The organism is Nocardia sp. NPDC024068 (genome assembly GCF_040638875.1).
Lineage (GTDB): Bacteria > Actinomycetota > Actinomycetes > Mycobacteriales > Mycobacteriaceae > Nocardia.
Genome location: NZ_JBEZYU010000001.1, coordinates 55,905 through 82,157, shown reverse-complemented (window position 1 = coordinate 82,157; position 26,253 = coordinate 55,905). Strand labels below are relative to the sequence as shown.

At 67.3% G+C, this 26,253-nt stretch carries 23 protein-coding genes; 10 read left to right on the top strand and 13 right to left on the bottom strand.

From position 1 onward, the window contains the following. From AB0F41_RS00405 to AB0F41_RS00395, 3 genes are read left to right on the top strand one after another with little or no spacing between them, the layout of a single operon-like run. Positions 1–1,518 (top strand): AMP-binding protein, encoded by a 1,518-nt coding sequence (locus AB0F41_RS00405; protein WP_357420433.1) that lies wholly within the window; start codon positions 1–3, stop codon positions 1,516–1,518. A gap of 5 nt (positions 1,519–1,523) precedes the next feature. Continuing rightward, positions 1,524–2,384, top strand: a complete 861-nt coding sequence (locus AB0F41_RS00400; RefSeq protein WP_357420969.1) for an enoyl-CoA hydratase-related protein — start codon at positions 1,524–1,526, stop codon at positions 2,382–2,384. A 58-nt stretch (positions 2,385–2,442) separates the two neighbouring features. Beyond that, entirely contained in the window at positions 2,443–3,075 is a 633-nt protein-coding gene (locus tag AB0F41_RS00395) for a helix-turn-helix domain-containing protein (RefSeq protein WP_357420431.1), read from the top strand. Positions 3,076–3,159: 84 nt separating this feature from the next. Here AB0F41_RS00395 and AB0F41_RS00390 read toward each other — a convergent pair whose 3' ends face one another. From AB0F41_RS00390 to AB0F41_RS00345, 10 genes are all read right to left on the bottom strand, one after another. Then, positions 3,160–3,921 carry a 3-hydroxyacyl-CoA dehydrogenase gene (locus AB0F41_RS00390; RefSeq protein WP_357420430.1) on the bottom strand — a complete coding sequence of 254 codons (762 nt, stop codon included), beginning with the start codon at positions 3,919–3,921 and terminating at the stop codon, positions 3,160–3,162. 25 nt (positions 3,922–3,946) lie between these two features. Further along, positions 3,947–5,140: an acetyl-CoA C-acyltransferase gene (locus tag AB0F41_RS00385; protein ID WP_357420428.1), complete on the bottom strand. Its 1,194-nt coding sequence runs from the start codon at positions 5,138–5,140 to the stop codon at positions 3,947–3,949. Between the two features lie 321 nt (positions 5,141–5,461). Next, the gene (locus AB0F41_RS00380) at positions 5,462–6,460 is read right to left on the bottom strand and encodes a patatin-like phospholipase family protein (protein WP_357420426.1); all 999 of its coding nucleotides are present in this window, start codon (positions 6,458–6,460) and stop codon (positions 5,462–5,464) included. Next, positions 6,457–7,770, bottom strand: coding sequence for an acyl-CoA desaturase (locus AB0F41_RS00375; protein ID WP_357420424.1), 1,314 nt, complete (start codon positions 7,768–7,770; stop codon positions 6,457–6,459). The genes AB0F41_RS00380 and AB0F41_RS00375 overlap by 4 nt, the downstream gene beginning before the upstream one ends. 5 nt (positions 7,771–7,775) lie before the next feature. Continuing rightward, positions 7,776–7,928, bottom strand: a complete 153-nt coding sequence (locus AB0F41_RS00370) for a hypothetical protein (protein ID WP_357420422.1) — start codon at positions 7,926–7,928, stop codon at positions 7,776–7,778. A 495-nt stretch (positions 7,929–8,423) separates the two neighbouring features. Then, positions 8,424–9,737 carry a helix-turn-helix domain-containing protein gene (locus tag AB0F41_RS00365; protein WP_357420420.1) on the bottom strand — a complete coding sequence of 438 codons (1,314 nt, stop codon included), beginning with the start codon at positions 9,735–9,737 and terminating at the stop codon, positions 8,424–8,426. Further along, entirely contained in the window at positions 9,734–10,603 is an 870-nt protein-coding gene (locus AB0F41_RS00360; protein WP_357420418.1) for an AMP-binding protein, read from the bottom strand. Before AB0F41_RS00360 ends, AB0F41_RS00365 begins: the two co-directional genes overlap by 4 nt. 171 nt (positions 10,604–10,774) lie before the next feature. Beyond that, positions 10,775–12,310, bottom strand: coding sequence for an ATP-dependent DNA ligase (locus tag AB0F41_RS00355; RefSeq protein WP_357420968.1), 1,536 nt, complete (start codon positions 12,308–12,310; stop codon positions 10,775–10,777). Positions 12,311–12,395: 85 nt separating this feature from the next. Further along, positions 12,396–12,701, bottom strand: coding sequence for a hypothetical protein (locus AB0F41_RS00350; protein WP_357420416.1), 306 nt, complete (start codon positions 12,699–12,701; stop codon positions 12,396–12,398). 459 nt (positions 12,702–13,160) lie between these two features. Further along, positions 13,161–14,354 carry a lipase family protein gene (locus AB0F41_RS00345; protein WP_357420415.1) on the bottom strand — a complete coding sequence of 398 codons (1,194 nt, stop codon included), beginning with the start codon at positions 14,352–14,354 and terminating at the stop codon, positions 13,161–13,163. A 453-nt stretch (positions 14,355–14,807) separates the two neighbouring features. On the opposite strand from AB0F41_RS00345, the gene AB0F41_RS00340 reads away from it, so the two are divergent. Next, positions 14,808–15,485, top strand: a complete 678-nt coding sequence (locus AB0F41_RS00340; protein ID WP_357420414.1) for a nitroreductase family protein — start codon at positions 14,808–14,810, stop codon at positions 15,483–15,485. On the opposite strand, the gene AB0F41_RS00335 is transcribed toward AB0F41_RS00340, so the two are convergent. Then, complete coding sequence (locus AB0F41_RS00335) at positions 15,480–16,382, bottom strand: LysR substrate-binding domain-containing protein (RefSeq protein WP_357420413.1); 903 nt, start codon at positions 16,380–16,382, stop codon at positions 15,480–15,482. The genes AB0F41_RS00340 and AB0F41_RS00335 overlap by 6 nt on opposite strands. 102 nt (positions 16,383–16,484) lie before the next feature. Between AB0F41_RS00335 and AB0F41_RS00330 the strand changes: the two genes are divergently transcribed. The 3 genes from AB0F41_RS00330 to AB0F41_RS00320 all read left to right on the top strand — a co-directional run bounded on the left by AB0F41_RS00330 (position 16,485) and on the right by AB0F41_RS00320 (position 20,227). After that, positions 16,485–17,543 (top strand): putative sulfate exporter family transporter, encoded by a 1,059-nt coding sequence (locus AB0F41_RS00330; RefSeq protein WP_357420412.1) that lies wholly within the window; start codon positions 16,485–16,487, stop codon positions 17,541–17,543. 174 nt (positions 17,544–17,717) lie between these two features. Continuing rightward, positions 17,718–18,422 (top strand): hypothetical protein, encoded by a 705-nt coding sequence (locus AB0F41_RS00325; RefSeq protein WP_357420411.1) that lies wholly within the window; start codon positions 17,718–17,720, stop codon positions 18,420–18,422. Between the two features lie 134 nt (positions 18,423–18,556). Next, the gene (locus AB0F41_RS00320) at positions 18,557–20,227 is read left to right on the top strand and encodes a bifunctional 3'-5' exonuclease/DNA polymerase (RefSeq protein ID WP_357420409.1); all 1,671 of its coding nucleotides are present in this window, start codon (positions 18,557–18,559) and stop codon (positions 20,225–20,227) included. A gap of 4 nt (positions 20,228–20,231) precedes the next feature. On the opposite strand, the gene poxB is transcribed toward AB0F41_RS00320, so the two are convergent. After that, the gene (gene poxB, locus AB0F41_RS00315; protein WP_357420408.1) at positions 20,232–21,968 is read right to left on the bottom strand and encodes a ubiquinone-dependent pyruvate dehydrogenase; all 1,737 of its coding nucleotides are present in this window, start codon (positions 21,966–21,968) and stop codon (positions 20,232–20,234) included. 110 nt (positions 21,969–22,078) lie between these two features. Then, complete coding sequence (locus AB0F41_RS00310) at positions 22,079–22,597, bottom strand: DUF4232 domain-containing protein (protein WP_357420406.1); 519 nt, start codon at positions 22,595–22,597, stop codon at positions 22,079–22,081. 261 nt (positions 22,598–22,858) lie between these two features. Here AB0F41_RS00310 and AB0F41_RS00305 point away from each other — a divergent pair, with 261 nt between their 5' ends. The 3 genes from AB0F41_RS00305 to AB0F41_RS00295 are packed head-to-tail and all read left to right on the top strand — an operon-like array spanning position 22,859 to position 26,222. After that, positions 22,859–24,409 (top strand): arylsulfatase, encoded by a 1,551-nt coding sequence (locus tag AB0F41_RS00305; protein WP_357420404.1) that lies wholly within the window; start codon positions 22,859–22,861, stop codon positions 24,407–24,409. A gap of 3 nt (positions 24,410–24,412) precedes the next feature. Further along, positions 24,413–25,321, top strand: coding sequence for an HAD family hydrolase (locus AB0F41_RS00300; protein ID WP_357420402.1), 909 nt, complete (start codon positions 24,413–24,415; stop codon positions 25,319–25,321). Continuing rightward, on the top strand, positions 25,314–26,222 hold the full coding sequence (locus AB0F41_RS00295) for a formylglycine-generating enzyme family protein (protein WP_357420400.1): 909 nt from the start codon (positions 25,314–25,316) through the stop codon (positions 26,220–26,222). The genes AB0F41_RS00300 and AB0F41_RS00295 overlap by 8 nt, the downstream gene beginning before the upstream one ends. The last annotated feature ends 31 nt before the right edge of the window (positions 26,223–26,253 follow it).

Below are 26,253 nucleotides of genomic sequence, written 5' to 3'. Positions count from 1 at the left end.
ATGGCTGCGACAATCGGGTCGGCCCTGCGCTGGTGGGCCGACACCAAAGGGGATCAGCGTGCGCTGATCGTGGAAGACGAAGGCCTGACCTACCGCGAACTGCAGGACTGGTCGAGCCGGGTGGCCCGGCGGCTCGCCGGCACCGGTATCGCACCGGGTGACCGGGTGGGCGTGCTCGGCCCGAATTCGCTGATCTGGCCGGTGCTGGCGCTCGGGGTGCTCAAGGCGGGCGCGGTGCTGGTTCCGCTGAACCCCAGGCTCAAGCCTGCCGAATTGCGCAAGGTGCTCGATGATTCCGGTGCCGTGGCGACCATCGCCCCGGAAGAATTCGCCGAGCAGATCGCGGCGACCCGCGAACTCGGGCAGAGTTTCGAGGCCCGGTTCTTCGACGAGTTCGCTGCCCTGCGAGCGGGGGGCCGCGACGATTTCCGGATCGACGCCGACCGCGACGACCCGGTCGCACTGCTGTTCACCAGTGGTTCGACCGGTCTGTCCAAAGGCGTCGTCTGTACCAACAGGACGCTGCTGGATATCGTCTTCGAGGCCTCACTCACCGAAGAGGGCCTCCGGCCCGGATCGACGTCGCTGCTGTTGCTGCCCCTGGTGTTCACGCCGGGCGTTGTCTGGGGTCTGGTGATGGCGGTCGTCCTGGGCAATACGCTGGTCGTCGAGAAGGAACTGCGGCCCGAACGCGCGGTCGCGCTCATCGGTGCGCACAAGGTGAACACGCTGTTCGGGGTACCGCTGGTCTTCGAGGCGCTGTCGCGGACGCCCGCTTTCGCCGATACCGATGTCTCGTCGCTGCGCACCGCCATCGTCGGCGGGGCGGCGGTCGCCCCCGCGCTGCTGAAGACCTGGGCCGACAAAGGTGTCGCGCTGCGGCAGATCTACGGAATGACCGAGGCCGGCGGTGTCGCGACCGCCACCGTGCGGACGGAAGCGTTCACCCACCCCGATACCTGCGGCACCGGGTCGATCTTCACCGAGATGAAGGTGATCCGGCCGGACGGCGGCGACGCCGAGGCGGGGGAGGAGGGCGAGATCGTCCTGCGTGGACCGGGTGTCACCCCGGGTTACTGGAACGATCCGGAGTCCACCGCGCAGGCACTGCGCGACGGCTGGCTGCACAGTGGTGATCTGGGCACCCGCGATGCCGACGGCCGTGTCAAGTTCGTCGACCGGATGAAGGATCTGATCATCACGGGGGGCATCAATATCTCGCCGGTCGAGATCGAACGGGTGATCGGCGAACTCGACGGGGTGTCGGAGGTCGCGGTGATCGCCGCCCCCGACGATCGCTTCGGTGAGACCCCCGCGGCCATCGTCACCGCGACCGGGGATGTCGACGCCACGGCGGTGGTCACGCACTGTGAGCGCCTGATGGCCGATTACAAGGTGCCCCGGTATGTGGTGATCCGGTCCGAACCGCTGCCGCGATTGCCCAACGGGAAACTGTCCAAAACCGCGATTCGCGACGAATACCGCGACGTGGCAAGCCGATTCGACAAGGTGCGGTGAATTCAGTGACGGAGTTGCGGACTGCCGATCCGGTGCTGCTGGAACGTGACGGTGAGATCGCGATCCTGCGGTTGCACCGCCCCGATCGGCTCAATGCCTTCACCGACGAGATGTGCGAGCGGATCATCGCCACCATGGACGAGATCGATGCCGACGATACGGTGCGCGCGGTGGTGATCACCGGTTCCGGACGCGCGTTCTGTGCCGGTGCCGACCTCGCCGCGGGTGGCGACACCTTCGTCCTCGCGGGCGATCCCGGCACCGGGGACGTGCCCGCGGACCAGGGCGGACGGGTCGCGCTGCGGCTGTACCGGTCGAACAAACCGGTGATCGCCGCCGTCAACGGTCCGGCCGCCGGCGTCGGCGTCACCGTGACACTGCCCGCGGATATCAGGATCGCCTCCGACACCGCGAAATTCGGTTTCGTCTTCACCCGGCGCGGTCTGGTCCCGGAGGCCTGCTCGTCGTGGTTCCTGCCGCGGATCGTGGGTATCGCGACCGCACTGGAATGGACGCTGGGCGGGCGGATGGTCGGTGCGGAGGAGGCGCGCGAGCGCGGTCTGCTGCGCGAGGTCGTCCCGGCCGATCGGGTGCTGCCGCGCGCACTCGAACTGGCCCGGGAACTGGTCTCCGGGACGGCGCCGGTGTCCGTCGCGCTCACCCGGCAGTTGATGTGGCGCATGCTCGGCGCGGACAGTCCCGATGTCGCGCACCGGGCCGAATCGCTCGCCATCTATCTGCGTGGGGTTTCCGACGACACCCGGGAAGGGGTCGAGGCGTTCCTCGAAAAACGCGACCCCCGGTTCCCCGGCCAGGTCTCCGCCGGGCTGCCCGACCTCTTCGGTGCGGCCGGGGCCGCGACCTGATTGCTACCATTCCCGAGGCCCGGCGCAGGTCCGGGCCGGCAAGAGGAGGGGAGCGACGATGGCTCGACGGCGAACCGGGAACGTCCTCAGCGAGGACCCGGACGAAGCGCGCCGCCAGATCCTCACGGCGGCCGAGGCGGTTTTCGAACGCTACGGCGTGGCCAAGACGACCATGGACGATATCGCCAGGGAAGCCACCATCTCCCGCCCCACCGTCTACCGCTATTTCGGTGATCGCGACACGCTGATCACCGCTCTGATCGAGGTCCGGGCCCGGGCGATGTTCACCCGGGCGCGGACCTTCCTGCGTAAACGCGAAACCTTCGCCGAGCAGATCGTCGACGGCCTGATCTACCTGGTGGACATGGGTCGTAAGGATCCGCTGGTGCGGTTGATCGTGAGCCCGGAGCATATGGATCTGGCGACGGCGCTCGTGGGCAGCTCCGAGCTCGCGGCGCGGCTCACCCAGGAGATGTGGGAGCCGATACTGCAGCAGGCCCGCGAACGCGGCGAGGTCCGCGCGGACCGGACCGATACCGAGATCTGCCAGTGGATCGCGCTGGTGGAACTGATTCTGGTGGGACGGATGGACTTCGGTACCGATACCGACCCCGATCACCGCCGGATGCTGACCAAATTCCTGCTTCCGGGAATCGTGACGCCCGAAGCCGCCGCCCGCGCCGGCATCTGACGCACCTGTACGAATAGCCGGTCCGGCCGTACCGATTATCGGTACCGCCGGACCGGCTCTCGTTGCGCGGCGCCGGGCGGGGAATCAGCGCGGTGCCATCCGGATGGCGCCGTCGAGGCGGATGGTTTCACCGTTGATCATCGGGTTGGCGACGATATGTGCCACGAGCGCACCGTATTCGATGGGGTCACCCAGACGCGACGGATGCGGAACCTGTGCGCCGAGCGACTGCTGGGCCTCTTCGGGCAGCGAACCGAGCAGCGGCGTCCGGAACAGGCCGGGCGCGATGGTGTTGACCCGGATCAGCAACGCGGCCAGATCCCGGGCAATCGGCAGGGTCATCCCCACCACACCGCCCTTGGACGCCGAGTAGGCCGCCTGGCCGATCTGTCCCTCGAACGCGGCGACGGACGCGGTGTTGACGATGACACCGCGCTCCCCGTCCACCGGTTCGGTTCTCGCGATCCGCTCGGCCGCCAGGCGCAGTACGTTGAACGTGCCGATCAGGTTGACGTTCACCACCCTGGTGAAATCGGCCAGCGGAAAAGCGCCCTGTTTGCCGACGGTTTTGATGGCATTGCCGATACCGGCGCAGTTCACCGCGATACGAAGCGGTCCGAGTGATTCCGCGGTATCCAGCGCCGCGGCCACCGCGGCTTCGTCGGTTACGTCGGCGGCGGCGAAACGCACATCGTCGCCGAGTTCCCGCGCCACGGCGGAGCCGTTCGAGGAAGCCAGGTCGACGATCACGACCCGCGCGCCCTGGGCCAGCAGAGCTTCGGTGGTGGCCAGGCCGAGGCCGGAGGCGCCGCCTGTGACGAGTGCGGCAGTGTTCTCGATCTTCATGGGTGTTCCGATCTGTGTGGTGCGGTCAGAGCCGTTCGATAACCGTCGCGTTGGCCATACCCGCGCCCTCGCACATCGTTTGCAGGCCGTACCGGCCGCCGGTGCGTTCGAGGTGGTTGACCAGCGTCGTGAGCAGGCGGGTGCCCGACGATCCGAGTGCGTGGCCGAGCGCGATGGCGCCGCCGGCCGGGTTCAGCTTCGCCGGGTCGGCGCCGAATTCGTGCGCCCAGGCCAGCGGTACCGGCGCGAACGCCTCGTTGACCTCGTAGGCGTCGATATCGTCGATTCCGAGGCCGGCCTTGGCCAGTACCTTGCGGGTGGCGGGAATAGGCGCGGTCAGCATGAACACCGGATCGTCACCGGCGACGGCGAACGAATGGAACCGGGCCCGTGGTGTCAGCCCGAGCCGGGCGGCCGCCTCTTCGCTCATGATCAGCACGGCGGAAGCCCCGTCGGTGAGCGGCGAGGAATTGCCCGGGGTGATCTGCCAGGCGGCCTCCGGGAAGCGTGCCGCGAACTCGTCGGTGCGGAAGGAGGAGCGCAGGCCTGCCAGCCCGTCGACGCCGGTGGCGGCGCGTACCGTCTCGTCGACGATGTGCGCGCGGGTCGCGCCGGAGCTGTCGGTGATATCGATCGGCACGACCTCGCGGTCGAAGTATCCGTTCTCGATCGCCGCCGCCGCCCGCCGATGCGATTCGGCCGAGAAGCGGTCCAGGGTCTCCCGGTCGAGTTTCCATTTCGCCGCGATCAGTTCGGCGGAGATGCCCTGGTGAACGAGGCCCTCGGGGTAGCGTGCCGCGATCCCGGGACCGGAAGCGTTCTGCCCGATCGGGGAGGTCCCCATCGGGATCCGGCTCATCGATTCGACACCGCAGGCGATGACGATGTCGTAGGCGCCGGCCATCACGCCCTGCGCGGCGAAATGCGCGGCCTGCTGGCTCGAACCGCACTGCCGGTCGATGGTGGTCGCCGGTACCGAATCCGGGAAGCCGGCCGACAGCAGCGCCGTCCGGGAGATATTGAGCGCCTGCTCACCGACCTGCTGGACGCAACCGCCGATCACATCGTCCACCTGCGCCGGGTCGATTCCGGTCCGCTCGACGAGGGCGCGCAGCACCTGCGCGAGCAACTCCACGGGGTGGATTCCCGACAGGGCGCCGCCCGGTTTGCCCTTACCGGAGGCGAGGCGGACGGCGTCCACGATGACCGCGTTGCGCATGATCGGTTCCTTTCGTCGGCCGCGGTCGGGGTACCACATGCCGGAATCCTGTAGGTCGTCGATCGCCGACAGCCTGGTGAAGGCAGGGGGCGACTACCAAATATCTATCACCATTAGATTTATTGGTCAACGGCCCTGCCCGGCCCCCGACGCTGCGTGCCGGTTTTCCGGCCGAGGCCCTCGGTGAGATCTCGGCGCCCGCGCTGTCGGACGGAGGGCCCGCCCCGGACCCGGTGCCGGGCGGCGATCGCTTGCGTAAACCGCAGCCCTCCACCCGGCAGCGGGCAGACGGATTTCCCCGGTACGGCGCAGCCCGCAGGCCTACCCGGCTGCCCGGGACAGGTCACCGATCTGCTCGTGCCGATCGGCCGCTCGGATCTTCTCCGGTAACCCGAGAACGTGCGGGTCGACGACATTCAGGAGTTGTTCGTCGGTGCGGGTCCGGATCCAGGTTGCGGCGATGTCGTAGCCGGTGTCGAACAGTTCATCGGATGTACGGGTGGGTGTGTTGAGCGCCGCACCGTAAGGCTGTCCGGCGAAGATGGTCGCCTCGCGCAGGGCATGGTCCCGGAACGGCCGTGGGCGGTGCGCAACGGCGGGCAACGAGGGATGGAGTAGAGGAAAAATCAGTCCGCCCCGGCTGTCGTACGGTTGTGGTCCGTAGAGATCGAGTATCAGCGCCGGGTGCGGGGAGAAGAGATGGTGCGGAACGCGGTACTGACAGCCGCCGTCGAAGACGTCGTCGAGACCCGCGGCCGCAGGCAGCGCTCCCGGTATCCGGGTGGCGGCGACAATCGCGTCGGTCACGGGCATATCGGTCAGGCCCAGCTTCGGCAGATCGCGCGGTAGTAGCAACGTGCCGTGTCCCGCCGCGTAGACCGGGATGAGCAACGAGGAGGCCGCCAGGTGGGGCTCCTGCCCCGGCGGCCCGAGGCTGAAGTCGGCAAAGGTGCGATCACCGGCGAAGGCGTGGGCGAGTTCGCGAATCCGGGCCCGCGGATAGAGAGTGCGCCGGGTCAACAGGCCGCGGACGCTCCTGGCGCCCAAGACCTCCTGCTGGGGGTGCTCGATGGCGATCTGCCGGGCCCGGTCCCGTGTCATCCCCAGCGCCAGTGCGGTCGCCGCGAGGGCGCCGCCACTGACACCCACGACGACCGGTTGCAGTGGCGGAGCTGGTTTCTCGTGGCAACGGACGCGTCGCTCGGTGAGGGCATCCACCGCCCCGAGTGACATCCCCACCATGAGGGCGAGGCTGCGGCCGGCCACACCGGCGAGGATCCGGACCATCGGACGTTCCACTGCCGGTGACTGCTCGATCACTGTTGCACTCGCTTGCCGGTGAATGACGTGATCCAGCGCCGAAAACCGTTGCCAGTTGCGGTATCCGGCACACCCTGCGTGGCAGCCGCGGCCAGTGCAGTGCGGAGGCCGCGCCGAGCGCCGGTAACCGGGTCGGTCGGTTGCCAGGTCGATCGGCTGCTGCCGTGCGCCGAGATCGTCAGGAACTTCCGTTCGGACCTGGTTTCGGTCGCATCGTCGGAAGTGCGGGAAAGGAACCGATCCGGCAGTGCGAGCTTCCAGATGGTGCGGTAGGACAGCCAGAACTGGGCAGGCAGCGAGCCGGTCGTGTACGGAAGATCGTATTTTTCGCACAGCGCGCGGACCCGCTCGGCGACCTCGGGATAACGGTTGCTCGGCAGATCGGGAAACAGGTGATGCTCGATCTGGTAGCAGAGGTTGCCGGTCAAGAGCGCGAGCCCGGGTCCGGCCCGGAAGTTGGCGCTACCCAGCAGTTGCCGGAGATACCACTCGCCCCGGGTTTCGTTGTCCAGCTGCGCGACGGTGAATTTCTCGGCCCCGTCCGGAAAGTGACCACACATGATCACCAGGAACGACCAGACATTCCGCAGCAGCAGCGCGGAGGCGTTCGCCACCAGTGTCCGCTTGAAATCTCGTCCGCTCAGGGCGGGATAGAACAGCAGATCCTTACCGGCCTGGCTGGCGAACTTGCGCGCGACTTCGAGATTCGGCTTCGATCGCCACTGGCTCCGGGGGATGTTCTGGTGCCGGCGCTCGACCGCCAGATCATGTATCGCGATCGCGACTTCGAAGCCCGCCGCGACGACCAGGCTCGTGATGGGCTGGATCAGATGAATCGGCCGCCAGGGCTCATCGCGTGTCATCCGCAGTACGACGAAGCCGAGGTCTTCGTCCATGCCGTACACATTGGTGTAGGTGTGGTGGATATGGTTGTGCGCGCGCTTCCAGTGGGCGGACGGACCGGCGAAATCCCATTCCCAACCGGTGGAGTGGATTTCCGGGTCGTTCATCCAATCCCACTGCCCGTGACTGATGTTGTGGCCCGCCTCCATCATCTCGATGATTTTGGAAGCCGCCAGCGCGGCGGTACCGGCGATCCGCACGCCCCGGTACCTACCGCCGCACAACAGCATCAGCCGCGACGCCGTCTCGAGGCCGCGTTGGAACGCGATGACGCGGTGAATGTAGTCCGCGTCTCGCTGTCCGAGGGATTGTTCGATGTCGGATCGGATCCGGTCGAGTTCGTGACCGAATGACTCGATGTCGTCTTCGGTGAGGTGGGCGAACGCCGCGATATCTGTGATGGCCATCGTTGCTACCGAGCGCCTCGTACCCGACCGGCGCTGCGCGTCTGCCCGGTCACCCCCGTCATCTCGGTGACCTCGGCCGGCGAGATGAGTTCTTCTGCGTCGCCGGACGGTGTCGCCGCCGGACCCGGTACCGCGGCGACGTCTATCTCCACACCCATATCCTCGAAAAATCCTTCAGTGAACGTTCCGTCATGTTCCTTGATAAACGCACATATGCGGATCGCTGAGCGATCCGGAGTGAACAAGGGTGTCTCCTCCAGTGTTTTCTGTGACTGGCCGACCGCCCGGAAACGCGGTTCCGCTGGTGGTTGCGAATTAGATGAATTGCGGTGATCCGACTGCGCGGTCGTACGGCTGTATTCTTACACCGATCGAACTTCTCGCCATTATTGGGAAGGCGTCCGGTTGCGCTCATCGCGCGCGCCAAAATGTCGCTGTGACGTGCGGCGGCGCTGAAATCTACGCATTGCCGCTGCCTGAGCACTGTGTTCGTGCACGTCTTTCATGTGAAAAGGAATCGGGCAACATATCGTGTCCGACCGGTGACTCTGTCGAATGGGATTGTTTGGAACAACGGGCCATCCGGTCGAATCCGGAAGTTTGTTCACTATGCACATTCGTCGAAATTATTTTGTCCCTGTTGCACATATCGGTCAGGACGGCGTTCGCAGGACACTCCGTCCGAGGAAGCGGCAGATACGGAGAGCGAGCGCGATATCCAGTTTCTCGTGGCCGGCGCCATTGCTCCGGGTGGCTTCGACCGCCTTGGTGATGCGGTATTTGACGGTGTTGCGGTGCAGGGTCATCTGTTGTGCCGTGTGCACATGGCTTTCACCGGTTTCGTAGAAGGTGCTCAACGTTTCTCGCAGCGTTGCTGCCTGATCGGTGTCGTCGGCGAGTGTCCCGAGTACCTCGCGCACCCACTCGCGCGTCGAGTCCAAGTCTCTGGCCAGCAGCGATACCACCGCCACTCCGGGGTCGCCGAACCCGATCGCCGGATTGCCGGCCGGTGATTCCGGCAGGGTGGCGACAAAGTAGGCGGCGGTGGCCTGCCGATGGGAGCGGCGGAAACCGTCGAGCCCCCGACCCGGTAGTCCGACCGCCAGCCGCACCTCCGCGGAGAGTCCCGCCTCCGACCTCAGTGCGTCGGCATCGATCGCCGGCTGGCGCCGGAACGGGAACCAGGCCCACAACGTCCGCCGGTCGACGGCTGTCAACAGCGGTGGGCCGTCGGCCTGCAATGCGTGGGCCATCCTTCGCGCCCCGGAATCCAGCCGCGCCAATGTGCCGACCTCGTCGCTGCTGGTCGACCACAGGATCACCGCCAGATGGGTGGGATCGAGGCGGTAGCCGGTGTCGGTCTCGAATCCCGCCGGGTCCGGCGTCCGCGGCGACAGCAGTGCCTGCACCGTGGAGGAGTGGACAGTGCCGCGGGCATTAGTCCACCGCATACGTTCTGTTTCGTAGGTTTCGAGGACGTACTCGATGATCCAATCGGTATACGCGTAGACGTACTCGGTGAGTCGTTGCAGGACCGCCAGTCCCAGCGCCGCCGGCAGGCCGCGTTGCGCCACGGCGTCATAGCACATGCGCATCATGGTGTTCTGGCCCATGTGGTAGGCCCGCACCAGCAGGTTGGACGGAAACTCGCGCTGCGCCATCCGCCGCGCGTATTCGACGGCCGCCATCGGCGGTTGCAGATTGGCGACCGGGATGTCGTTGGCCAAGACCTCGATCATCGTGGTCACATTGGCGTGGATGCTGGCGGACCGCAGATCCGAAAGGCGTGGATCCGCTCGGGTGTAGTTGATCTCGTGGAGTATCCGTCGGGCCATCCCCGCGGCGATCTCCGATTCCCGCGCGCGCAGCCCCGCCCCGATCTCCAGCGCGAGAGCGGACGCGCGGTCTGTTACCGGCCCCGGCTCCGGATCGGGCCGGGCCGCCGGAGGGAGTTCAGAGGCGGTCACCGCGCCGGGCCTTTCGCGAGACGAGAAGACGAATGGATCGACGGAGGTGATGTGCGTAGGCCGTACGCCACGGACGGCCGGCGCGTTGCCGGTGTTCGAGGTGCACCCGATCGGCCCGTGACGAGGGTGATCGGGGCGCCCAACAGTATGGCGGCCAGAAAATTCATCGCGATGACCTCGGCGCGGACCAGCGGCAACGATATCGAACAGTGGGCGCTCGCGGTGAGTCCCAGATGCTCGGTTGTCTGCCGGGCCAGCCGGTCCAGGTCTCCGTGCGGGATTTCGCTGTGCGCCGGTCGGCAACCCTGTTCGGGATATACGAGAGCAATGTCGTCGGCTTTCGGCGCCGGGGGCGTCTGCCACGCCGCCGGCCTCCGCCGGGGCAGAATCTCGACGGGCATACAGGGCGCGCCACCCAGACGCAGTCCAGGACTCAGTATTGTGCGATTGTCCAGAACGAGGAGGGCGTTCGCTCCGAAGATCTGCTGTTCTGCCCGGGCCCGGCCGATTTCTGGGTCCACCGGAGCAGCGGTCGCACCCAGCCGCCACACGGCCATCAGGGCGACCATCAACTCGAGCCGGTTGGGTAGGAGGGTGGCGATGGTTGTGCCCCGTCCGGTCCCGGCGGCAGCGAGTTGGGCGGCGGCGGCATCGACGCGCGCGGTGAACTCGTGGTATGACCAGGCCCGGTGATGATCCCGGATGCACGGGGTGGTGCCGCGGTGACGCACTTCGAGATATTCAACGGATCCGGACAAACCCATCAGCTTCCCTAGTCGGTGTGATCTGAGGTTAGCCAGTGCTGCGATGCCGGGAAATATCTCGAAACGCCACAATCGGCGGACTGCCTTGGGCAGATTGCACAACGTCGTCCTGAATCGGGTGCTGACCGGCGCTATCGTTGCCGGGGCGTATCGCCGTACTGCACGAAAACATGGATGGACCGGTATCGACGATCTGCTCGCCGGAAGGTTGCCGGTGTGGTCGTACCGGATCACCGAGTCCGACGCCGCCGGCCGGGCCGGCGGCCGTGAGTTTCAGCTGTCCCGTTCGTGCAACATGCGAACGGTGCCCACCGTATCGGCCTCGGCCGGGGATTTGTCGTCGCGGTAGCGCACCACGCGGGCGAACCGCAGTGCCATGCCGCCGGGGTAGCGGCTGGAACTCTGGACTCCGTCGAAGGCGATTTCGACGACCTGTTCGGGTCGCAGTTTCACGACGTACTCGTCGGTGGGGCCGTCGGCGAGTTCGGTGAAGCGCGCGGTCTGCCATTTCAGCATGGCGTCGGTCATTCCTTTGAACGTCTTCCCCAGCATCACGAATCCGCCGGTGGCGGGATCGCGCGCGCCCAGGTGGATATTCGACAGGGTGCCGGTGCGCCGGCCGGAACCCCATTCGACCGCGAGGACGACCAGGTCCAGGGTGTGCACGGGTTTGACCTTGAGCCAGCCGGCCCCGCGGCGCCCGGCCTCGTACGGTGCCGACGGCGATTTCGCCATCACGCCTTCGTGCCCGGCCGCCAGCGTGCGGTCCAGGAACTGCTGTGCGGCGGCGGCGTCGGCGGTCACCACGCGACCCACCCGCTGGGTAGCGGGAACGAGAGTGTCGAGTGCGGCGAGCCGGTCCCGGGCCGGAAGATCGAGGAGATCTCTGCCGTCGAGGTGCAGCAGATCGAAGAAGAACACCGACAGCGGTTCGAGATCGCCCGGATGCTTGCGGCCGAAGCGGGCGGCGGTGACCTGGAAGCGGTGCGGCCGTCCGTCGGGCCGTAACGCGATGGCCTCGGCATCCGCGATCAGATCGGTAGCGGGCAGGGCGAGGGTCGCGGCCACGACCTCGGGGAGCCGTGCGGTGACATCGTCGAGACTGCGAGTGAAGACCGAAACCGCCGTTCCGGCGCGGTGGATCTGCACTCGGGCGCCGTCCAGTTTGGTTTCGAGTACCGCCGTGCCGCCGAGTCGCCGGAGCGCATCGTCGACGCCGGTCGCGGTCTGCGCCAGCATCGGCCCGACCGGTCGCCCCGGGCGGAGCCGGAACTCCGCCAGCGCCGGCCGGCCCGCGGTGAGAGCCGCGGCCGCGACAGCGGGCAGGGCGCCGGCCAGCATCGCCGCGCGCCGGACCTCGGCGGCGGGTATACCGGCGGCTTCGGCGACCGCGTCGGACATCACTCCCGCCAGGGCGCCCTGGCGCAACTCACCGCTGAGCAGCCGCCGCAGAAACGTCTGCTCGATACCGGATGCGCTGCTGAACAGATCGAGCACCAGTTCGGCGCGCGCGACCCGGGAGCCCTTTCCGGATACCGCGCCGATCCGGGTGAATCGCTCATCGACCTCGGCGACGGTGAGCGTCGGCGTCGGGGCGGGTGGCGGCAGCGACCGCAACGCCGCCCACCCCACGCCGATCTGGCGTTGCGGCAGTTCGCCGGAAAGCCAGGAGGCGGTTACCGATACCAGCCGCGCGTCGCCCTCTGCCGCGATACGGCTCAGCAGCGCGGCGAGACGGTCGGTCTTGGCCCGCCGCGCCGACGCCGACGCGATATCGGCGGAGGCATCGGCGACCTCGGCGAACAGCACATCCACAGCCTCGCATGCGTACCGGCCGCGAGCAATCAGCGCGCGTACGGCGGATCGGATGCCGCGGTCGGCGCGCCTGTCGGTATCAGTAGCCCGGGCTACACGGATTCGGCAGTGCGGACCCCGAGGCGAGGTCGCAGACGCCGCCGGTCAGCATCTGAAAGGGCGTGATGACGAGCAGCGCGATGATCCCGAAGATATCGCCGCGCTGGACGGCGCCGACCGCCGACTGCGCGGCCGCCGATCCCGTGTCCGCCATGGCCGAGCCGGTGCCGGATTCTGCGACGGCCACCGGTGCCGGAGTCGGGGGAGCGGCTGTCGCACCGGCCGCGGTGCCGATCAGGCCGGCTGCCGCAATCGAGGCGGTGGCCAGGCGGAGGGGGAGGGGCATCGTCGTCTCCTCATCGAGTCGGAACGGTTCCGCCGGGTGTGAAACCGGCGAGAATTATGAGTAACTTATCAGCTTGCTTGGATGCGTCGCTATTTTTCGGCCCGCGCGCGACGATCTGACGAATCTTCGGGCTTTGTGGGAAAATATTTGAGGCGACTTGCTCCAAAAAGAGAAATGCTTATGCCATGATGGGGCGGTGACGTGACGCATGAGGTCCCCATCATTGAGAATGAGCATCAACATGGCTCATCAACGTCCGAGGTTGCGCAGACGACACGGCACACGCAACTCGGATTGCCGGGGAGCTGCCGGCAAGAAAGCGGCCGGGCAACTCACGATGTGCGAGGCCGATCGCACTCGGCCCTTGCCGCCTGGTCGTGCCTCCGCTGCCGGCGCAGCCGAGGGCTGGGGGTTCGACAATCCGGCCTCGACCTGCCCGGACATTCCGGTCGCGTGCCTTCAGCATTCACTTTCCGCCGGGACGCCGCGCAGGCGCTCGTCCAGCCAGAGCACGGCCTCGGGGTAGCCGAGCCCCGCCGCGATGATGTGTTCGCCGAGCACGCCGCGGTAGACGGCGGTGACGCCGAGTGCGCACTGCTCGCGGTAGAGGTTGCGTGCGCCCTCGGCGGGGATCCAGAACTCCTGTTCCCCGTTGTAGATGTAGAGCGGTGTCGCCGATGCGAGCCCGGCCATCCGGGTCACCTCGTAGATATCCTGTGCCAGTGTCGATCGCAGTGGATCGGCGATATTCGCGGCGATATCGATCGGCAGCAGCAGCACGCCGGGCAGCGCGAAAACGCTGATGCACTGGTCTTTCATCGGTGAGGTGGTAACCCATTGGGCGAAGTGGTTCATCCGGGTCAGGATCTCGGGCCGCTCGCGCGCGATACCGAAAACGGCCGCCATGAACACGGCCGAGGCCAGGTTGCCGTTCATACTGCGGGCGAGGATCTCGAAGTCGGCGGGCACCCCGCCCAGCGCCGCCCCGGCCAGGAACGGTGCGAGCTCGGGTGCGTAGCTGTCGATCAGTTTCACCGCACCGTGCGTGGCGATCGCACCACCGGAATAGCCGGTCATCGCGAATCTGCTCGCGCCGAACTCGTCGGCCCTCCAGTCGCGCACGGCGCGTACCGCATCGAGTACCGCGTGGCCCGCGACATAGGGCTCGGCGTAGGCCATCAGCGGGCCCTCGTGATCCGGGATGAGTACGGCGTAGCCGCGCAGTGCGGCCAGGTGTGTGGTGGGCGGCACGAAATCGGTGAACGCGCTGTCCGCGAATGAGAATCCATGCGCCAGGGTGTAGCTCGGCGTGCAGTGACGGCCGAGAGCATCGATCGGGAGGTTGTTGACGACGACCGGCCGTGCGCCGGGCATCGGTGACGGGGACGCCGGAATCACCAGCGTGGCCGTGGCGAAGGAGGGGCGGCCGTGCGCATCGGTGGTCCGGTACTTGAACAGCAGGGCCTGGCGGATCGGTACCACGACCAGCGGCGCGGCCGAGGCGGTGATATCGCGGACCTCGAGCACCGCGCCCGGGGCGGAATCGGCGAGGTTCGGCGGCCACAGATCGAATATCGGGTCGCCGACCGGCGCGGGTAGCACCGCCTGCCGCAGCGCGGCCAGTTCCGGTGTCATATCGTGCGTTTCCGACATCGGTGCCGGGTGGGGCGCCGGCGCGATCGGCGGCGGCGGAATCACCTGGTCGATCCACTCCTGAACAGTGGGCAGTATCGCGCCGCTCACGTCCGTCGGCGGTGGTGATACAGGTAGTCCGGGAATCGGGATGCCGGGTGGTTGGGCGGCGGCTTGCCCGGTGAGAAATAGCACGATGACGAGCAAGGCGAGAGCGCCGGTACGCAAACATCTCATGGCACACGTCCCTGGGTGCGATGTCGATACGCCTGGCACCCGAGGAGCTCCGGGAATCCGTCCCCTGTCAACACGGGGCCAGAGGCTCAGATTACGGGACCGGGATCCGGCCACAGTGTTACGTCACAAGATTGAGACGAGTTGCTGCTGATTCGAGACAACACCCGGCCGCGCGCCGAAACTGCCCGCCGGTCCGGCTCTCTCGACATCTGCGCGGAGGTCGAGTACACCAAAAGAATGCGCCATCCGAGTGACGACGTCTGGGAAGTACTGTCCTCCGCTCGGTCGATTCGCCGGTTCACCGACGAGCCGGTCGATGACGCCACGCTCGAGCGTTGCCTTCGGGCCGCGACCTGGGCCCCGAACGGGGCCAACGCGCAACTGTGGCGTTTCATCGTTCTCGACGCACCCGAGCAGCGGGCCGCGGTGGCGCAGGCGGCGCAGATCGCCTTGCGGTCGATCGAATCGATCTACGGGATGAGCAGGCCCTCCGACGACGACCGCGGCCGCGCCGCGCGCAACAACCGCGCCACCTATGAACTGCACGACCGGGCCGGTGAATACACGTCGGTGCTGTTCGCCGCGTTCAAGAACGACTTCTCCTCGGAGTTCCTGCAGGGCGGTTCGATCTATCCCGCGCTACAGAACTTCTACCTCGCCGCACGCGCCCAGGGCCTGGGCGCCTGCTTGACGAGTTGGGCGTCGTACGACGGCGGCCAGGTGCTCCGCGAATCGGTCGGCATACCCGACGAATGGTTTCTGGCCGGGCATATCGTCATCGGCTGGCCACGCGGACGCCACGGGCCGGTCCGCCGGCGACCGCTCACGGATGTGGTGTTCCGCAACCGGTGGGATCCCGAGCACGCCGACATCACCTTCGGAAGGGGCGCCCGTCCCAGAGGCGGGTCCTCATAGCGCGCGAGCGCGCCGCACGAGCCGGACCAGGTCGCCGGCGGGTCCCTCCAGTTGACGAGGCGGGCGCCAGACAGCCCGCAGGATGCGATCCAGATGGAGATCTTCTACCTCGACGACCTTCAGCTCACCTGATTCCACCTGGGCCGATACCGCGAGGGTGCTCAGGACCGCCGGTCCGACCCTGCCCAGCACACTCGTTCTGATGGCCGCGCCGCTTCCGAGTTCGAGCAGCGGCGCCGCCCTCTCGTATTCCTGGAGAGCCAGGTCCAGCGTGGTACGGGTGCCGGATCCGGGCTCGCGGACCACCAGCGGTGTCTGTGCGAGCTCGGCGACCGGCAACGGCCGTCTGCGCCGGGTCCATGGGTGACGCGGGTCGACCACGACCACCAGCCGGTCGCGCGCGACCGCGACACTGTGCAACGCCGCCGGCACGGCCGGAGACTCGACGAACCCGACATCGCAGTGCCCGGCGGTGACATCGTCGAACACGTGCATGGAATTGCGCACCTGGAGATGGATCGTGACGTCCGGGGCCGTTCGCCGGAACTGCCCCAGCCACGCGGGCATCAGATGCTCGGCGACGGTCATACTCGCGCTAACGGTGAGCTCCGCGGCGCGCTTCTCGCGCATACCCGCCGCGACGTCGAGGAGTTGCCGGGCCTCGTCGAGAACCTTCCGGGACCAGTGGGCGATCACCGTGCCCTCCGGAGTCAGTGTCGAACCGGTGGGCTTACGCTGCAGCAGCGGTGTTCCGACCTGCGCCTCGAACCGCTTGATCGCGCGACTGGCGTTCGGCTGGGCGATACCGGCGATCCTGCTCGCCGCGCCGAGACTCCCGTGGTCGTCGACCCCGACGAGCAGTTCCAGCACCCCGAGCTCAGGCCATCGACTGAACATGCGCTGATTATATGACCTATGATCACTCCATATCAGATTGATATGGAGTGATAGCGGATTGCCCGCTACCGGGGGCGGGGCCGGCGCAGCAGAGTTCCCGGTATGTCCAGTGATGTTCGTCAGGTCACCGATCCGGAGCGGCCGGTGCACCCGGAGGCCCGCACCCGGCCGGCCCGCACCCGCCGCGCGGGCGTCGCGGCCGGTATCGCACTGTGCGGAGCCGGAGCCGCGGCCGCGATGGTGATCGGACACTTCGTACCGGCGGTGAGCCCGCTCCTGATCGCCATCGTGGCAGGCGCCCTGCTGGCCAATCTCGTCATGGTGCCCGGCTGGATCCGGCCGGGTCTGGACTTCTCCTCGAAGCGGCTGCTCCGGGTGGGCGTGGCACTGCTCGGACTGCGGTTGATGTTCAGCGACGTCATCGGCCTCGGGTGGGGTGTGATCGCCGTCGTCGTATCGATCGTCGTCCTCGGTATCGCGGGCACCATGTACGCGGGCAAACTGCTGGGGCTGTCGTGGACGCAGCGGGTGCTCATCGCCTGCGGATTCTCGATCTGCGGGGCGGCGGCGGTCGCGGCCGCCGGCGGAGTCGTCGACGCCGACGACGAGGAACTGCTCACCGCCGTCGCGCTGGTGGTCGTCTTCGGGACGATGATGATCCCGGCGGTGCCGCTCCTGGCGAACGTGATCGGCCTGTCCGAACGGCAGGCGGGAATATGGGCCGGTGGATCGATCCACGAGGTGGCGCAGGCAGTGGCGGCCGGCGGCATCATCGGGGGCGCGGCGCTCGCTGTCGCCACGGTGGTCAAGCTGGCCCGGGTACTGATGCTCGCCCTCGTCATGGCCTACCTCGGCGCGCGCCGGCGGCGAACGGCCGGGGGCGGTGGCGCCGATAACGCGCAGCCGCCACTTGTTCCGGTGTTCGTTCTCGGCTTCCTCGTATGCGTCGCACTGCGCTCCACCGGGCTGCTGCCACAGGTCGTGGTCGACCAGGCCCAGTGGATCCAGACCGCACTGCTCACCGCGGCGATGTTCGCACTGGGGCTCGGCGTCCGGGTATCACTGCTGCGCTCGGTGGGATCGCGGCCGATTGTGCTGGCCGGCCTCTCCACGGTGTGGGTGGCGGCCATCGCCCTGGCCGGAGTCCTGCTGGTGACCTGAAGCGCCGAGGCGGTCGCGCTGGGCAGAATGAACCCTGCGCGATGGCCGGGATTTCGTCGACGCAGCGGGAGCGCTGTCCTGGGAGTTGCTGCGCGAGTGTGTATCCCGTCACCGTGTCGATGCCAGGCCCCGTACTCTGGTTCGGCAAGCACCGGTCAGTGTGGGAGGAATGCGTTGGGCCGCAGAGAGCCGCGGGAAGAACGAGATGTTTCGCCGGAGAACCGCGAAGCCATCCGGAACAGCATCAAGGAAGAATTAGGCATCCCCCACACCTTCGAAGGTGCCGACCCGGACGATTTCGCGGGGTGGCTGTCCCGGGTCGAAAACATGATGGACCTCGTCCCTCGGCAGAACCGGCAGCCGTTCGATATCACCGACAGCCGCGGGGCGACCGACGTGGTCGGTGCGGAGTTCATGCTGCGCCGGCTCGCGGAGGTCCGGAAGGAACTGCAGGCCGGGCTGCGCAATGCCACCTCGCGCAGCGAGCTCTCCCGGATTCGGCACGTAGCCGATTCCGCGATCCACGACCCGGTGGCCCGGCAGATGGTCGCCGATCAGATCCAGCGGGCACAGGATGCGGTGGTGAAATCGTCGGACACCGAGGACGCGCGGGATGCCGCATTGGAGATCGAATTGCGGAATGTGGCCCGGGGCCTGGAAGAGCGTCGCGCGAAGATGCGCTGGTCGGCGCTGCAGCGTGAACCCATCGCGGTGCTCCTGGGAGCGTTCCTGCTGGTCGGGTTCAGCGCGGTGATGGTGATCGCCATGTTCACGCATACGGAGGTCCCCGAGATCGTGATGAATATGATCCTGCTGATCCTCGGGTTCTTCTTCGGGCAGTCGGCCGCGGGCGGGCGTAGCGGCCGGAGGGAGACCTAGACGCCGTACCCCCATGCCCCGCGGCGTCGCCGGTGCCGCTCCGGGTGCCGCGCGGTCGAGGTCAACGGGAACGGAGCGCCGACACGGCGAACCGCTGCCGCGGCCTGTCGGACCCCGGTGCCAGACTCTGCCAGGTGAGATGGGCGGTGGCGGAATCGGGCGACGGGGGTGCTTTTCTGTGTCCGCTCGATCCGGCCGGCCGGCCGGGCCCGGTGGTTCACGAACCCTCGCTCGCCGAAGCGGTGCGCTCACGCCCCGAGGTCGAGCGGTGGGTGTGGCGATCCACCGCCGAGATCTACCGCCCCCTGCTGGCGGCGGGGGTGCGGGTCGAGCGGTGCTATGACGTGCAGGCCGCGGAGGCCCTGCTGATCGGGTACGAAGAGGGGCAGTCGGGGCAGCCGCGCTCGCTGGCGGCGGCCTGGGCCCGGCTGCACAACCTGCCGGTTCCTCCGGATGCCCCCGCGCGAGTGGCGGAGGTCCAGCCGTCGCTGTTCGAATCCGGGCCGGTACCGCTGCCACCCGGCACCGACGAATTCACGGCCCTGCTGGAAGTGTATGCGGGACAGCTCGCCCGGACGGCGGCCACCGCGTATCCGGAGCGGATGCGGCTGCTGCTCGCCGCCGAATCGGCGGGCATGCTGGTCGCCGTGGAGATGTCGCGCTACGGGCTCCCGTGGCGCGCGGATGTCCACCGCGAATTACTGGACACGATGCTGGGTGAGCGCTTTCCGGGTGGGGCGGAACCGGCCCGGCTGGCGGAGCTGGCCGATCAGGTGTCGCGGGCGTTCGGCGACGGGGCGCGGGTCCGCCCGGATCTGCCCAACGATATCGTCAGAGCCTTCGCACGCGCCGGAATCGAGTTGTCCTCCACCCGGAAATGGGAGCTCCAGCGAATCGATCATCCCGCGGTGGCGCCGTTGCTGGCCTACAAATCGCTGTACCGCCTGTACACCGCGTACGGCTGGTCCTGGCTCGAACAGTGGGTACACGGCGGTCGTTTCCGTCCCGAGTATTTCCCCGGCGGTACCGTTTCCGGCCGCTGGACCACCAATGGGGGTGGCGCCCTCCAGATCCCGAAGGTGATACGCCGGGCGATCCGCGCCGATCCGGGCTGGTGCCTGGTGGTCGCGGACGCCGACCAGATGGAGCCGCGGATACTGGCCGCCGTTTCGCGTGATCCGGGGTTGATGGAGGTGGCCGGCCGGGGTGCGGATCTGTACGCGGATCTGGCGTTCCGTGGTTTCGGTGGCGATCGCGCGCAGGCCAAACTCGCCCTACTCGGCGCGATCTACGGTCAGACCTCCGGCGATGCCCTGACCCACCTGGCCGCTCTCCGCCGGCGTTATCCGGCCGCGGTGGCCTATGTCGACGAGGCGGCGCGCGCCGGCGCGGAGGGCCGGCTGGTACGCACCTGGCTGGGCCGGACGTGCCCGGCGGCATCGGCCGGGTCGCCGGACGAGGAGGACCTGTCCCGGGAGAACTCCAAAGCGTACGGGAGCACCGCGGCGGCCCGTGCCCGCGGCCGGTTCACTCGTAACTTCGTGGTACAGGGCAGCGCCGCCGACTGGGCGCTCCTGGTGCTGGCGGGCCTGCGGCATGCGATATTTCGTGCCGGGCTCCGCGCCGAGCTGGTCTTCTTCCAGCATGACGAGGTGATCGTGCACTGTCCGGCGGCCGAGGCGCCGCTGGTCACCGAAATGATCGCGGCGGCCGCCGATACCGCGGGCGAGCACGTGTTCGGGCCGACACCGGTGCGGTTTCCGTTCACCACCGCAGTGGTGGATTCGTACGGGGACGCCAAGTAGGGCTCTAGTCCAGAATGCGCCGGGCGACGTTGGTGGTGACCAGGTCGAGGAGTTCGTCGGCGCGGCCGGCGAGGATGGTGCGGATGGCGTAGAGGCTGAAACCCCTGGCCTGTTCGGCCGTGATGGCCGGTGGAATCGTCATCTCCTGCCGTGCCACGACCACATCGACCAGCGCGGGACCCTCGTGCGCCAAGGCTTCCGCGACGGCCGGCTCCAGGTCACCGGGCCGTTCCACGCGGAGGCCCCGGATGCCCATTGCCCGGGCGACGGCGCCGAAATCGGGGTTTTTCAGATCGGTGCCGAAGTTCACCACCCCGGCCGCCTTCATCTCCAGCTCCACGAAGTTCAGCGACGAATTGCTGAACACGATCACCTTGACCGGCAGACCTCTCTGCACCAGGGTGATCAGCTCGCCGAACAGCATGGTCAATCCACCGTCACCGGCGAGGGCGATCACCTGACGGCCCGGGTGTGCCGTCTGCGCGCCGATCGCATGCGGCACCGCGGCGGCCATCGTGCCGTGGGTGAACGAGCCGGTGAGGCGTCGCCGCCCGTTCATGGTCAGGTAGCGCGCGGCCCAGATCGTCGGCGTACCGACGTCGAAAGTGAAGACGGTGTCGTCGTCGGCGAGCCGATTCACCACGCCGGCCACGTATTCGGGCCGGATGGGCGTGCGGTCCTGGTCGTTGACCGCCAGTGCGTCCAGCGATTTGCGGGTGCGCCCGTAATGCCGCAGCGACCGGTCCAGGTGTGTCCGGTCGGTCTTCCCCGTCAGCATCGGCAGCAGCGCGTCGATCGTGTCCCGCACACTGCCGACCATGCCCACGTCGATCGGAGTGCGCCGGCCGAGGTGGCTGCCGCGGATATCGACCTGGATGACCGCCGCGTCCTCGGGATAGAACTGGGTATACGGAAAATCGGTGCCCAGCATCAGCAGCACATCGGCTTCTTTGATCGCCTTGTATCCGGAGGCGTAGCCGAGCAGGCCCGTCATCCCCACGTCGTACGGGTTGTCGTACTCCAGATGTTCCTTGCCGCGAAACGCGTGCACGATCGGCGATTGCAGAGTATCGGCCAGAGCCATGACCTCGGTGTGGGCGCCGGCGGTGCCGGCCCCGCCGAGAATCGTCACCCGTGACCCGGCATTCAGGATATCCGCGGCGCGGCGCAGCGTGGAATCGTCCGGCCGCCGCACCGACCGGGATGGTAGTACCGGCCGGCCGCTCCACCGTTCGCCGGACAGGCGGCTCTGGAACACCTCACCGGGTACCACTACGACGGCGACCCCGTTTTCCTCGATCGCCGCCCGCATCGCCATCTCCAGGACCCGCGGTGCCGATTGCGCGCTGCTGATGAGTTCGCAGTACACGCTGCACTCGCGGAACAACTGTTCGGGGTGGGTCTCCTGAAAGTATCCGGATCCGATCTCGGCGATCGGGATATGCGCGGCGACGGCCAGCACCGGGACCCGCGTCCGCTGCGCGTCGAAGAGGCCGTTGACGAGATGCAGATTGCCGGGCCCGCAACTGCCGGCGCAGACGGCCAGACGGCCGGTCAGCGCGGCGTCCGCGGCCGCGGCGAACGCGGCGGCCTCCTCGTGCCGTACATGCTCCCAGGTGATGCCGTCCGCTCGCCGGATCGCATCGGTGAACCCGTTCAGGCTGTCACCGGGCAACCCGTAGATACGGCTGACACCGCTGACCTGCAACGCGGAGATCATATGCTCAGCGACAGTCGCCATGGCGCGACCCTACGCGCGCCGAGTGCGATCTCCGGTGAGGCGAGTCGGTGCCGCCGGACATCCCGCGACCCACCGCCGCGCCGACCTTGCCGGCGCGGCAGTCGCTGGTGTCAGGACGTGGGTCGCAGCGGACCGATGTAGGTCCCCGGATGGGTGGCACCGTCCTGACGCTGCACGCTCGCCCCCGACGGCCACGGCGCCTGCAACTGGGTGGTGGTATCCGGCGGGGTGACGACTATCGTCGCCGGGACCCAGCCGCCGGGACCTCCCGGGAGGTAGGTGAGATCGCTGCTCACCGCGGAGCCCGGTTCCACCACCACCGGTGCGAAACCCACTTCCTGGCGGGGCAGCGAATAGGTCGGGCCGAAGGCCGGATCGTCGGGGCCCGCCAGGTCCACCCCGAGGTATCCCTGCACCGCGCAGCTCTGTGCGGAGGTGTTGGTGAGGACGATCTCCAGCCGGCCCTGACCCGGGGAGTCCGTCGGCCGTTCACGGGTGCCGATGTTCAGGGTCTCCGCGGAACACGGCGCCGGCGCGGCCGCGCTGGTCGCCGCGGGGATCATCACTGCCGCCAGGGCCGCCACCGCCACCCCGGCCGCTCCGGCGGCCCGCCACGTCCTCGACGTCATGGTTCCTTTCGAAATGCGATACGTCATCAGGCCATTGGACCAGATATCTCGTGCCGCCGGGCGGGACATGCGGCCGGCCCGGTCCCTCACCGGAACACGCCCCCGGACGAAGGCTCGGAAGGAGCCGATGGCCGGGTACGCTGGCCAACGCCCGGAAGCCCCCCGCGCAGGCTCATCCCGGGGGCGGGCGGTAGAACCGCTGCCGCGGTCGACGGTCGATATTCCACGCTGTGCAGTTCGCGACAACCGAGGGATGCCGATATGCCTGATGGAAAGCCGAATATTCTCGTCATCTGGGGCGATGACATCGGAATCACCAACCTGAGTTGCTACAGCGACGGTCTGATGGGCTATCGCACCCCGAATATCGATCGGATCGCCGACGAAGGAATGCGGTTCACCGATTCCTATGGCGAGCAGAGCTGCACCGCGGGCCGGGCCGCGTTCATCAGCGGACAGAGTGTGTACCGCACCGGTATGAGCAAGGTCGGTGTGCCGGGCGCCGATATCGGCTGGGTCGCCGAAGACCCGACCATCGCCGAACTGCTGAAGCCGCTCGGATACGCGACGGGCCAGTTCGGCAAGAATCACTTCGGGGATCTGAACAAGTACCTGCCGACCGTGCACGGCTTCGACGAGTTCTTCGGCAACCTCTATCACCTCAACGCCGAAGAGGAACCCGAAAGCTACGATTACCCGCACGCCGACCGTTTCCCGCGGCTGCACGAATTCGCTCTGCCCCGCGGTGTGCTCCGGTGCAAGGCGACCGCCGAGGTCTCCACCGAACCCGACGACCCCAAGTTCGGGCCGGTCGGCAAGCAGACCATCGTGGACACCGGTCCGCTGAATGCGAAACGTATGGAGACCATCGACGACGATATCGCCGACGCCACCGTCGATTACATCAAGCGCCAGCATGCCGAAGGTAATCCGTTCTTCGTCTGGTGCAACTTCACCCATATGCACCTCTACACCCACGTGAAGCCCGAGAGTCGCGGCCAGGCCGGGCTGTGGCAGTCGTCCTACCACGACGCCATGATCGATCACGACAACAATGTCGGGACCGTGCTCGATGTGCTCGACGAACTCGGTATCGCCGAGGACACCATCGTCATCTACTCCACCGATAACGGCCCGCACCGCAATACCTGGCCGGACGGCGGTATGACACCGTTCCGCAGTGAGAAGGACACCAACTGGGAGGGCGCGTTCCGGGTCCCGGAGTTGATCCGCTGGCCGGGGAAGATCGAGGCCGGCTCGGTGTCCAACGACATCATCCAGCACCACGATTGGCTGCCGACGCTGCTGGCCGCCGCGGGCGAACCGGATATCGTCGGGAAGCTGAAGAAGGGTCACGTCGCCGGTGCCGATGGTAAAACCGAGTACAAGGTCCATATAGACGGTTTCAATCTACTGCCGTATCTCACCGGCGAAGTCGAGACGAGCCCGCGGCGCGGTTTCTTCTATTTCTCCGACGACGGCGACCTGATCGCCATGCGGTTCGAGAACTGGAAAGCGGTCTTCCTGGAGCAGCGGTGCCCGGGTACCTTGCAGGTATGGGCCGAACCGTTCGTCCATCTGCGGCTGCCCAAGCTCTACAATCTGCGCACCGATCCGTTCGAGTTCGCCGATATCACCTCGAACACCTACTACGAGTGGCTGCTCCGCCACGATTACTTCATCTTCTATATGACCGCGATGGCATCGCAGTTCCTGGAGACATTCCGGGAGTTCCCACCACGGCACGAACCCGCCAGCTTCAATATCGACCACGCGGTCGAGAAGCTCGAGAAGTTCCTGGCCAAGGACTGAGCCGTGCTCGATACCTGGACCGACGGCCGGACGAAGTCGGCGATCGTCGACTTCGTCGGCCGGGTCACCACCGACGGCCCGGATTATGTCGAGCCGGATGCCCGCGTAGCCGTTTTCGACAACGACGGCACGCTGTGGTGTGAGAAACCGATGTACATCCAGCTGGACTTTCTGCTGCGACGCTTCAAGGAACAGGCCGAGGCCGACCCGTCGTTACGGGATAAACAGCCCTACCGGGCCGCCTACACCGGGGACCTGACCTGGCTGGGCGACGCGGTGACCAAGCACTACCAGGGTGACGACAGCGATCTCCAGCCGCTGCTGGCCGCGATCCTGGCCGCGCACCAGGCGATCACGGTGGAACGGCACGCCGCCGAGGTCGCGGCGTTCTTCGACGAGGCCCGGCATCCGACACTCGGGCGGCCCTACACGGCATGCGGGTACGTGCCGATGATCGAATTGCTGCGGTATCTGGAATCCAGCGGGTTCACCTGCTACATCGTCTCCGGCGGTGGCCGCGATTTCATGCGGCCCGTCTCCGGGCCGATGTACGGGATCCCACCGGAACGGGTGGTCGGCAGCACCGTGGGTCTCGTCTACGAGAACACGGACGTCTACACGACCGCCGAAATGGAGTTCGTCGACGACGGAGCCGGCAAACCCGTCCGGCTGTGGAGCCGGATCGGGCGACGGCCGATCTTCGCGGCCGGTAATTCGAACGGCGATATCGAGATGCTGGAGTTCACCGCCGCGTCCGATCATCCCTCGATGCAACTGCTGGTGCTGCACGATGACGCGGAACGCGAATTCGACTACACCGCGGGTGCGGAGAAAGCATTGGACCGGGCCGCCGCCGCGGGCTGGACCGTGGCCGGTATCAAAAACGATTGGACCACGGTTTTCGGTGACTGACACTCGCATATCCGAACTCGCAGTCGACGCGGATTCGGTCTGGATCCCGGCCCGGGCGACAACCGTCGGCGCGGATAACGAATACCCGGAGGAAGGGCCGGCCAAGGAAGTCGCCACTCGTGGCTTCTGGGTGCAGAAATATCCGGTGACCAACGGCCGGTTCGCCGAATTCGTCGCTGCCACCGGCTACCTCACGGTTGCCGAGCGACCGCTGAATCCCGCTGATTATCCGGGTGCACCGCCGGAGAATCTGCAACCGGGTTCGATGGTGTTCCACCGTACGGCGGGACCGGTGGACCTGAAACATCTGAGTCAATGGTGGACATGGACGCCGGGTGCGTGCTGGAACCACCCCCGCGGACCGCGCTCGTCGCTGCGCAACCGCGAGAACCATCCCGTGGTGCATATCGCGTTCGAGGACGCCGAGGCCTACGCGGACTGGGCGGGACTGGCCTTGCCGACCGAAACCGAGTGGGAGGTGGCGGCCCGGGGTGGGCTCGACCGCGCCACCTACACCTGGGGTGACGAGCCCGAACCGGCGGGCCGGAAGCTGGCCAACTACTGGCACGGCGAATTCCCGTACCTCCCGGATACCGGATACGGGCAGACGACCCCGGTGGGCAGCTTCCCGGCCAACGGTTACGGGCTGTTCGATATGGCCGGAAACGTCTGGGAGTGGACCACCGACTATTACGGTGAGGACCGGGCCACCACACCGTGCTGCGCGGAGGGGTCCTACGACCGCTCCCAGCCGCAGTTCGCCATCCCGCGTCGAGTGGTCAAGGGCGGGTCGTTCCTGTGCGCGGACAGCTACTGCATGCGGTACCGGCCGTCGGCCCGCCGGCCGCAGATGGTCGATACGGGGATGAGTCATATCGGGTTCCGCTGCGTACTGCGCTGACCACTGCACGGCCGGCCCTTACGCGCGGATC

What these genes read in the sequence shown, in the direction of transcription:
- AB0F41_RS00405 (WP_357420433.1), top strand. Translation starts at nt 1, where the DNA reads ATGGCTGCGACAATCGGGTCGGCCCTGCGCTGGTGGGCCGACACCAAA.
- AB0F41_RS00395 (WP_357420431.1), top strand. Translation starts at nt 2,443, where the DNA reads ATGGCTCGACGGCGAACCGGGAACGTCCTCAGCGAGGACCCGGACGAA.
- AB0F41_RS00390 (WP_357420430.1), bottom strand. Translation starts at nt 3,921, where the DNA reads ATGAAGATCGAGAACACTGCCGCACTCGTCACAGGCGGCGCCTCCGGC.
- AB0F41_RS00385 (WP_357420428.1), bottom strand. Translation starts at nt 5,140, where the DNA reads ATGCGCAACGCGGTCATCGTGGACGCCGTCCGCCTCGCCTCCGGTAAG.
- AB0F41_RS00375 (WP_357420424.1), bottom strand. Translation starts at nt 7,770, where the DNA reads ATGGCCATCACAGATATCGCGGCGTTCGCCCACCTCACCGAAGACGAC.
- AB0F41_RS00370 (WP_357420422.1), bottom strand. Translation starts at nt 7,928, where the DNA reads ATGGGTGTGGAGATAGACGTCGCCGCGGTACCGGGTCCGGCGGCGACA.
- AB0F41_RS00350 (WP_357420416.1), bottom strand. Translation starts at nt 12,701, where the DNA reads ATGCCCCTCCCCCTCCGCCTGGCCACCGCCTCGATTGCGGCAGCCGGC.
- AB0F41_RS00345 (WP_357420415.1), bottom strand. Translation starts at nt 14,354, where the DNA reads ATGTCGGAAACGCACGATATGACACCGGAACTGGCCGCGCTGCGGCAG.
- AB0F41_RS00340 (WP_357420414.1), top strand. Translation starts at nt 14,808, where the DNA reads ATGCGCCATCCGAGTGACGACGTCTGGGAAGTACTGTCCTCCGCTCGG.
- AB0F41_RS00335 (WP_357420413.1), bottom strand. Translation starts at nt 16,382, where the DNA reads ATGTTCAGTCGATGGCCTGAGCTCGGGGTGCTGGAACTGCTCGTCGGG.
- AB0F41_RS00330 (WP_357420412.1), top strand. Translation starts at nt 16,485, where the DNA reads ATGTCCAGTGATGTTCGTCAGGTCACCGATCCGGAGCGGCCGGTGCAC.
- poxB (WP_357420408.1), bottom strand. Translation starts at nt 21,968, where the DNA reads ATGGCGACTGTCGCTGAGCATATGATCTCCGCGTTGCAGGTCAGCGGT.
- AB0F41_RS00310 (WP_357420406.1), bottom strand. Translation starts at nt 22,597, where the DNA reads ATGACGTCGAGGACGTGGCGGGCCGCCGGAGCGGCCGGGGTGGCGGTG.
- AB0F41_RS00305 (WP_357420404.1), top strand. Translation starts at nt 22,859, where the DNA reads ATGCCTGATGGAAAGCCGAATATTCTCGTCATCTGGGGCGATGACATC.